Source organism: Paenibacillus sp. NMA1017, assembly GCF_058895805.1.
The window spans coordinates 761421-767919 of the sequence record NZ_JBZXYR010000002.1; the positions used below are offsets into that span (position 1 = coordinate 761421).

The 6499-nt window shown below is 41.7% G+C and carries 5 protein-coding genes; 1 reads left to right on the forward strand and 4 read right to left on the reverse strand.

All coding sequences use genetic code 11. The features are described 5' to 3' along the window. Window positions 1–106: 106 nt before the first annotated feature. From AC5ELV_RS08660 to AC5ELV_RS08675, 4 genes are all read right to left on the reverse strand, one after another. Window positions 107–985: a hypothetical protein gene (locus AC5ELV_RS08660; RefSeq protein WP_493429854.1), complete on the reverse strand. Its 879-nt coding sequence runs from the start codon at window positions 983–985 to the stop codon at window positions 107–109. Between the two features lie 213 nt (window positions 986–1198). After that, window positions 1199–2668, reverse strand: a complete 1470-nt coding sequence (locus AC5ELV_RS08665) for a transthyretin-like family protein (RefSeq protein ID WP_493429855.1) — start codon at window positions 2666–2668, stop codon at window positions 1199–1201. Between the two features lie 273 nt (window positions 2669–2941). Beyond that, complete coding sequence (locus tag AC5ELV_RS08670) at window positions 2942–4429, reverse strand: hypothetical protein (protein WP_493429856.1); 1488 nt, start codon at window positions 4427–4429, stop codon at window positions 2942–2944. Window positions 4430–4549: 120 nt separating this feature from the next. Further along, complete coding sequence (locus AC5ELV_RS08675; protein WP_493429857.1) at window positions 4550–5296, reverse strand: chloride channel protein; 747 nt, start codon at window positions 5294–5296, stop codon at window positions 4550–4552. Between the two features lie 599 nt (window positions 5297–5895). Between AC5ELV_RS08675 and AC5ELV_RS08680 the strand changes: the two genes are divergently transcribed. Next, window positions 5896–6384, forward strand: a complete 489-nt coding sequence (locus AC5ELV_RS08680) for a hypothetical protein (RefSeq protein ID WP_493429858.1) — start codon at window positions 5896–5898, stop codon at window positions 6382–6384. Window positions 6385–6499 lie beyond the last annotated feature (115 nt).

Below are 6499 nucleotides of genomic sequence, written 5' to 3' on the forward strand. Positions count from 1 at the left end.
ATGCCTAGGTTTGAGGTGCTTCCTCTATATCACGAGTATGTTTTGAAGCTATTATACTTCGTTCCAAGCAGGATGTAAACAGAACTGACAAATTATTTTGAGGATATTAATGAATCTGAACGCCCAAGTTCCGAAAAAATCCTCGCATATTCTGCATGTAAGAATCCTGAGTAGCGGAAGATTCCTTAAGAAGATTTTGCATACTGTTCATAAAAGCAGAAGCAGATGTCGTATCCGCTTTGTCAAACCGATTGTTTAACGGTGTGTTATTTAGCAACTCTGCGTTCTGTCCCGTGCGCTCCTTGTATTTCTCAATCCAATCGGGATGTTGAGGAACCTTTTGCGCAAAATTTAACAGTTGGCTCAGCCCATTTCCTCCACCTTTAATATCATTCATGTACGCTGTATATTTTTGAGGATCGACCTGCTTCATCACTTCCGACAGCTTGACATAATCCTCAGGAGCACCTGACGGACGATCTATTGGAGTCGTGTAGCTAATATCTCCGGTCTTTGGATCAGTGGATCGTGTTAAAGCAATACCAGCGATCTGGTTCATGGTTTCCAGAAATTCTTTGGCCTTGTCGCCTTCCATGTAATGATCAGCAATATACTTGGATTGAGTAACTCCCATCTCCAGCAGCACAGCTCGCTGACTCTCATCCGTTACTGTTCCGTCGACGATAAAATTAGATTGAATCATACTGTACACTGCATTAGACACTTCTTCTGGCTGACCTTCCAGAACCCGGTTTAATGAATCATTGATCTGTGTTGTACCGAAATACGTGGCAGCCTGTGATACAATAGCCCCTTCGGCCAACTGTCTACCAGCTTCACTGATCTCCACGGAGTCTTGAACTACAAATCCGGAGACCTTTTCTTCATGAAACTGGGATGATGGAACTTGCTTGCTTGTCGGATTGATCCGTAAGCTACTCGCATTAAGAATCGCTTGCTGTGCTCTAAGAGGCCCAAAATTCATCCTATTTCCTCCTGTCATGTTTGTAACAGGCAATCTAAGGCGTATGTATAGTGTAATGTGACCCTGTTTCTATATATATCGGACAAAGCATATATGGAATGAATATATGCTTTGTCCCAAAAATGAACAAATATTGAAACGAACTACTTTTGTTTCAAATATAAAATATTCAAGCAACAAGTTACCTAAAGTTTTAGTTTAATACCCCGTCCATCAACCACCATAAATACTATAGGCAAAGTGATATACAATATCCGTGTCTATAATCGAAGTACCTGACACCTGAGCCGCTACCCCTGATAGATCATAGTAGTGTGTAAAACTGATGGCTCCAGACAGGTATTCCGCTATACTTCCAGTGGAAGATGGCAGGGAAAGAGTCACACTAAAGGCTCCATTCTGGTCCGTATAAGCTGTGCCTGTACGAGTACGATTCCCGCTGCCTTCAGTCCAGTTCTGATTCAACCATGTCACATCAACAGGTGCATTTGCCACTGGATAACCATCAGTTGTCTTAACTACACCCTTCACGGTAAGGTTACTGCGTTGATTAACCCGATAATGACGACCATATGAGTAGTTCGGATAATCATTAGGGCCATTAGCAGAATCATAGCCGGTAATTTCAATTTTGCCAGCCCGAAGCACCGGCTTCAGTGTAAGTGTGTACAAATGATTGGGTGAATACTGATTGGTTGTGTACACTCGCACATAGTACGTTCCTGTATTTAAGGTAACATTATGATTCGTTTGTGGTAAAAGCACCATTTGGTTTCCGGTAAGAGCTCCGTAGACTTCCGCTTTGTAGCCATAGCCGTCCGAAACATTGTCAAGCTTTACGTTCAAAGCGTCATAATTGCGGCTGGCAGGGATCGTAACTTGGTACCAGTCGTTATCAATGCCTGAATGAATGGAGCGTGAATTAAGCGATGATCCGCCCGTACTAAAGGTGAAGTTATAGGCATGGAAAGCACTCTCATCTGGTTCATATGCATCGTAGCTGGAACTTGTATCGACCGTTAGATAGAAAGGATCATTGATGCTGGAACCCTTTTTGGCATGGACAGCAATCGCATATGCCTTTTCATATCCGGCAGCGTTGCGGGTTCCTACGTTTTCAGGAAGTGAAGCAGCTCCCTGTTCATAATTGTTAAAATAAGTACCATAGGTGGATGCGTCAATGGCATTAGGATTAATGTCACCTGTCGTCATATCAAACTCATATAAGTATAAGTCATAGTCAAGCTGGGCTGAAAATGGACCATCCAACTGGGACTGCAACAATTCACCTGGCTGCAAATAGATCGGATATAAAAATTGTGTGCCTCCCTCTTGCGTAATCGTACCGGAATACGTAGCAGAGGAAGCTGTGGCTGAAGCAGCCATTGGGCTTTCTTTCAGCGAAGAAATGGATTCCCTTTTCAATGAGGTTGTCTCTGGTGTCTTGAAGTTGAGATTTTCTTGCGTGACATAAACCGAAGACGTAACGCTGTCTGGCTTGTCTGCCCGTGTTAAACGCTTAATTACGTCTTCATTTTCAGTTGTTAGCTGAATCTTGGATTCTACCTTAATTGCTTGATCCGATGCAGCCTCCTTACTTTCACTCGCGTTCGCAGTCACTCCGAAAGCAAACAGAAGCATCATGCTTAACATCACTGCAATAGCCTTTTTGAACCTCTTCATACTGAAATCCCCTCTCAAATAGTTTAAGGAATTCCCGCTATCCCCGGATAAACCAGGGTGATTTCTAGGCTGTATGGCTCTATCATAAATCATCTTTGGTTCTATTGGAATATATTATGCAAAACATTTTCTATTTGTAATCTATGAAAACAAGACCATTTTCTTATTCTTGGTGAATAAACATGAAAAGTCGCTCTTTCAGAAATGGAAAGCCTCAGCTAACCATTCAAAAAAAGCGACTCTCTCATGATCAAAATGACATTAAAGCATTTCTTAGTTTCTCAAGCTGTAAGCAAATAGATAAATAATGTCCGTCGCACTAATCGAAGTTCCATCGACCTGAGCCGCTACTCCTGTAAGATCATAATAGTGTGTGGAACCAATTTCACTTATATAATCTACATTTTTTCCTGTCGATTGCGGAAGAGAAAGGGTCACATTGAATTTACCGCTATCATCGGTATACGTAGAAGCCGTTCTCGTACGGTTACCACTGCCTTCGCTCCAGTTCTTATCCAGCCAAACGACCGTGACAGGCGCATTGGGAACCAGTTGACCATCTGTTGTTTTCACAACACCGTTCACGATCAGACTGCTGCCTCCGTTAATACGATAATGACGCCCGTAAGAATACGTTGGATAATCATAATAGCCATTGGAGTTATAGCCGGTAATTTCAATTTTGCCAGCCCGAAGCACCGGTTTAATCGATAGTGTATACAAATGGTCGGCTGAATACTGACTTGTGCTGTACACTCGTACATAGTAAGTCCCTGTGTTTAGGGTAACATTATGATTGATTTGTGGTAGAAGCACCATTTGGTTGCCCGTAAGAGCTGCATAGACTTCCGCTTTGTACCCATAGCTTTCCGAAGTGCTGTCCAGCTTCACATTTAATGCATCATAATTACGGCTGGCTGGTACTGTAACTTGATACCAATCGTTGTCTATAGCGGAATGGATGGTACGGAAGTTAATCGAGGAGCCTTTGTCGTTAACAGTAAAATTATAAGCATGGAAGGCACTATCATCCGGCTCATAGGCATCATAGTTGGAGCTTACTGCTACAGTTAAATAGAAAAGATCATTAATACTAGACCCCTTCTTGGCATGAACTGCAAGCGCATAAGCCTTCTCGGCTCCGATTGAGTTGCGAGCTCCTACGTTTTCAGGAAGAGAAGCAGCTCCTTGCTCATAATTGTTAACATAAGTCCCGTAGTTGGAAACGTCTATTGGATTGGAATTAATATCGCCTGTCGCCATATCAAACTCATACAGGTATAAGTCATAGTCAAGCTGGGCTGAAAATGGACCTTCCAACTGAGCCTGTAACAATTCACCTGGCTGTAAATAGATCGGATATAAAAACTGTGTGCCTCCTTCTTCTGTAATCGTACCGGAATATGTAGCAGTGGACGCCGACGCTACGGTCGCTGCGGCTTTAGCTGATACTGATTTTGTGCTGGCTTTGAGCGAAGGGGTCACTCTCTTTTTCAATACAGATTTCTGTGGTGTCGCCAAGTTAATATTTTCTGTAATGGTGTACACCGAATCTGCGGTACTGGCAGGCTTGTCCGCGCGTGTTAATTGTTCAATAACACTTTCCTTATCAGTTGTTAGCTGCACATTAGAAACTTCCTGAATCGCTTGATCCGTCCTCTCCCCTGTACTTGCGCTTGCGCTCGCGTTCGCCGTCATGCCGAAAGAAAGCAGAAGCATCGAGCTTAGTGTAACTGAAACCACCTTTTTAAACCTTTTCATACTGAAATCTCCTCTCAAATGTATTAAAGATATTCAGCTATTCCCCAAATATATACAGGAAAAATCTAGGATGTCTATCTTTATCATAAAGTAATTCTGGTTTCAATGGAAGATATTTCTTTAAAGTTTTTCAATTGGAATCCCTTGTATCCAGTCGGTGCTTTGACCTGCGGGTTCCCTCAAACAATCATGGACATAGGCAGCGTGTCGACCGCTTGTAAGTATATTCAAATAATCTCCTGCCCGTAAAAGCATCTGTCCATCAGGGATTTTTTCATCCGACCCGCGCTTGACAGAAACAATGAGACAGTGAGCAGGCCACTGAAAATCCTTGATTTGTGTACCGTCCAAACGCGATCCCTGAAGAATAGATACTTCAAGTATAACTTTGCTTGATAATTGCTCCGTTTCACCACTTGCCTTTCTTTGATGCAAAAAGCGCTCCAGCAGAACTTCATACACGGGATGAGAGCGAAACAGCTCGGCCGTCATGTAGGCAACGAGGCAGACAACACCTGTAGATTGCAGATTAGTGAAATTCCCTGTCATTTCAGTAATCAATATGATTCCAGTAATAGGGGCCTTCAAGCTCGCTGTAAGATAGCCTGCCATTGCCAAAATCAAGAAACTACTTTCGCTAAGCACAGGCATCCCCCATAATCCATTTATGAACTTGCTATACATCACACCAATTAAGGCCCCGATCACGAGCATAGGTAAAAATATTCCACCAGGAGCAGCAGAACCGTAACTGAACATCGTGAATAAAAACTTAAGTATTAAAATAACAAGAAGAAATTTCAACGAAAAACAATCTGTTATCAAATCGTTCACCAGGCCATTTCCGCCCCCAAGCAGTAATGGCATGCTTAGTCCAAGCACTCCAGACATTACAAAAGGAGAATGGGTCTATATGGAGCAGGCCCCACATTCATAAACTGAAAAACGGAACTCATTCCAAAAAACTCTTTGGATACAAAATCAGCTACCAGTGATGAAGCGAGTGACGCAATCAGGATAAGAGGCGAGAAATTAGCTTCTCTTTTTCATTTCACGCAATTCCAATCGTACATCACCCCTATGCTTTGTTCCCCACATCTATATTTCTATCTTTACATGACAAAGAAGAAGCCTTACTACATAAGACTTCTCACCGCATAAAGTGCGAATCTCATTTTTTAACTCAAAAAACGGAAGCAAATAGGCGTGAATTTCTAAAATCCCGCGCCCTACTTAAGGTGCGAATGATCCGGGGTTTTTATGTGCGCTTGGGGTTCGCACCAGATTAACTTTCCTGTTGTACTTATGTTAAAGAGCAGATCAATCAACTTAATTTCGACACTATTTTACCACAAAATTCCTACCATTCTCTTATTTATACGATATAATTAAACAATATGGATAGTTCTTTCTGACTATTATATGAATCGGATTACCCATAAAATACATAAAAAAGGGGAATACAGATGAAAAAACTTAGCGTGTTTATGTTAGTATTATGTTGCTTCTCCATTTTGGCCGCCTGCTCTACAGATCCGGTTAAAAAAGATTTAATTACTTATATCAATGATGGAATGCTTCCCTTGGGACAGGATGAAAAAGCAGTAACTGAAAAGTATGAAGCCGCGACCGGAGATAATTACACAGATGATCTAACACTATATAATACTTTAAATGATGAAATCATCCCGGAATACACTAAATTTGTCGATAAAGTAGAAGCTGTAAAGACGGAAACGCCTGAGGTAAGAGCTGTTCACGAAATCTATATCAAGGCCGTTAATACCCAAAATGAAGCCTTCATTAAGTTGGTAGATGCGCTGGATAAACAGGATCTGAACTTAGTCAATGAAAGTAACGCCAAGCTTAGCGAGGGTAGAAAACTATTCAGAGATTTTGAAGAACAAGTCAAAACACTTGCCAAAGAGCATGATGTGGAAATGAATAAGAAATAAATAAAAAACTCCCATTATGGGAGTTTCAGATTGTCGAGAAACCCCGTCTTTTTGAGACGTGGGTTTCTTTTTCCTTGCACCATAATGGTCTGGTATCTGGAAAAACGGGGTGTTA

Excerpts from the sequence above, each read along its gene's own strand:
- AC5ELV_RS08680 (WP_493429858.1), top strand. The coding sequence starts at position 5,896 with ATGAAAAAACTTAGCGTGTTTATGTTAGTATTATGTTGCTTCTCCATT.
- AC5ELV_RS08670 (WP_493429856.1), bottom strand. The coding sequence starts at position 4,429 with ATGAAAAGGTTTAAAAAGGTGGTTTCAGTTACACTAAGCTCGATGCTT.
- AC5ELV_RS08665 (WP_493429855.1), bottom strand. The coding sequence starts at position 2,668 with ATGAAGAGGTTCAAAAAGGCTATTGCAGTGATGTTAAGCATGATGCTT.
- AC5ELV_RS08660 (WP_493429854.1), bottom strand. The coding sequence starts at position 985 with ATGAATTTTGGGCCTCTTAGAGCACAGCAAGCGATTCTTAATGCGAGT.
- AC5ELV_RS08675 (WP_493429857.1), bottom strand. The coding sequence starts at position 5,296 with ATGCCATTACTGCTTGGGGGCGGAAATGGCCTGGTGAACGATTTGATA.